The 2,600-nt window shown below is 66.1% G+C and carries 1 protein-coding gene; it reads left to right on the top strand.

The features are described 5' to 3' along the window. Positions 1-2,591 (top strand): TonB-dependent receptor (locus tag QZV94_RS24525; protein WP_293683022.1); only part of this gene is annotated, 2,591 nt, incomplete at its 5' end. Between the last annotated feature and the right edge of the window lie 9 nt (positions 2,592-2,600).

The following is a 2,600-nucleotide window of genomic DNA, read 5'->3' as shown; positions in this document are numbered from 1 at the left end:
TCCAGGAACTGGTCGTCACCGCCCAGAAGCGCGAAGAGAACATCCGCGACGTCGGTATGTCGATCCAGGCGGAGTCGGGCGACCGACTCAACAAGCTCGGCATCCGCGACACCAACGACCTGCAGAAGATCGTGCCCGGTTTCCAGGCGACGCCGACCTACTACGGCACCTTCGTCTTCACCATCCGCGGCGTCGGCTTCCAGGACACGTCCCTGGCCGGCAGCCCCACCGTCAGCGTCTACGTCGACGAAGCGCCGCTGCCCTTCTCCTCGCTGACCAACGGCGCACCGCTCGATCTGGAGCGCGTCGAAGTGCTGAAGGGCCCGCAGGGCACCGTGTTCGGCAACAACGCCACCGGCGGCGCCATCAACTACATCGCCCGCAAGCCCACCGACCACTTCACCGCCGGCGTCGACGCCAGCTATGGCCGGTTCAACGACGCCGACATCATGGCCTTCGTCAGCGGCCCGATCAGCGAAACCCTGTCGTTCCGCGCCGCCGCCCGCATCAACCAGAGCGGTGAGTGGCAGAAGGCTTACTTCAACCGCAAGGGCGAGGGCTTCGGCGGCAAGGACGTCCTCACCGGCCGCCAGATGCTGCAGTGGGAGCCGACCGACTATTTCAAGGCCGTGCTCTCGGTCAACGCGTGGCAAGACCAAGGCTATAGCCAGCATGGCCAGCTGTTCGGGCTCGCCATCCTGAGCCCGCTCGCACCGCTGGCGCCCGCCATCGTCAACTATCCGTTCGCGCCGAAGAACAACCGCTCCGCCGACTCCAACGTCTGCGTCAACAACTCGCCGTTCAACCCGATCCAGAACCAGCAGCTCGGGGCCACGGTCGCCAGCGTGAATCCCACGTTCCCCGTGCCGCCGCTGTCGCAAGGCCCGGGCTCGGTCGTGCAACTCGGCGGGCAGCCCACGAGCTGCCAGCCGGCGCGCAAGGACAACACCTATATCAGTCCGTCGCTGCGCATGGAGTTCGACCTGGGCAACGACATGACGCTCACGACGCTCTCGAGCGCGCAGAGCTTCAGCCGCATCCAGGCCATCGACGGCTCGGGCATCGCGATCCAGGACTACCAGAACGTCCAGCACGGCAAGATCGAGAGCTTCTTCCAGGAGGTGCGCCTGTCCGGCACCTTCGGCGGCAAGGGCTCCTGGCTCGTCGGCGCCAACTATGAGTACGACGAGACCTGGGACCAGTTCCTGCAGACCTACAACGCCTCGACCGCCAGCCCGACGGTGTTCGCGATCGACCCGGTCACCGGTGCGTTCACGTTCGCGCTCGCGCTTGGCCCGACGAAGCCTACCGACATCCAGGAGACCGACACCTACGCGGCCTACGCCCACGTCGAGTACCCGATCTTTGAGAACCTGCTCGCGGTCGGCGGCATCCGCTACACCGAGTACAGCAAGCTGGGCGGCGTCTGCGGCAACGACGGCGGCGACGGCACCTGGGCCTTCGTGGCCTTCACGCTCCAGTCCTTCCTCGGCAGCACCAACCCGGTGCTCTCACCGCCCGGGAGCTGCGCGTCCACCGGCCCCGGCCCGACGTTCAACTCGCCCGCCAACGGTGAGCTGTTCTATTCGCGCCTGAAGGAGGACAGCATCTCCTGGCAGGCGGGTCTGAACTGGAAGTTCGCCGATGAGCAGCTGGCCTATGTGAACATCTCCAAGGGCTATAAGGCGGGCTCGTTCCCCACCGTGGCCCTGGCGACGATCCAGCAGACCCTGCCGGTCGTCCAGGAGTCGCTGCAATCGTACGAGGTGGGGACCAAGCTGCTCGGGCTCGACCGGACGCTGCAGTTCAACGCCGCGGCGTTCTACTACGACTATAAGAACAAGCAGATCCTCGGCGCGGTCAGCGACGTCCTGTTCGGCGCGCTGCCCTCCCTGGTGAACGTGCCCAAGTCGCGGGTCCTCGGCTTCGAAGTCTCGGCGGTCTATGCGCCGGACTGGATGGAGGGCCTGACGCTGCGGCCGGCCGTCAGCTTCCAGGACACCAAGATCCTGAAGTCGGGCAAGAACACCTGCCTCCCGCCGCCCGCCCAACTGGTGTCCGGTCAGCCGGGCTTCGTGAACTGCGTGGCGGGCAACTTCTACAACTTCGACGCCTTCAACCAGTACGCCGACTTCACCGGCCAGTCGTTCCCGCTGGCGCCGAAGTGGCAAGGCTCCGTCGATGCCGAGTACCGCTGGCCGATCAACGACGACATGGCCGCCTACGTCGGCGGGTCGGTTCAATTCCTCTCCAAGACGAACAACTTCTTCGTCAACGAGAACCCGATCCCGTCCTTCCGGTCCGGTCCGGGCGGCGCTCCGATCTTCCTGACCTGCGGCGGCGCCGTCTCGCCGACGCCGGTGGGCCCCTGCCCGCTGAACCGCCCGAACGACCCGCTGAAGCTGCCCAGCTATGCGCTGGTCGACCTCCGGGCCGGCGTGGACGCTGGCGACTGGACCGTTCAGGCCTGGATGCGCAACGCCACCAACAAGCACTACTGGACCTCGTCGCTGCACGTGAACGACGTGCTGCTGCGCTACACCGGCATGCCGCGGACGTACGGCGTCACCCTCACCTACCGCTTCGAGTAGGGAAATTGG

The organism is uncultured Phenylobacterium sp., from assembly GCF_902826855.1.
GTDB lineage: Bacteria > Pseudomonadota > Alphaproteobacteria > Caulobacterales > Caulobacteraceae > Phenylobacterium.
This window is presented reverse-complemented; position numbering and strand designations above follow the sequence as displayed.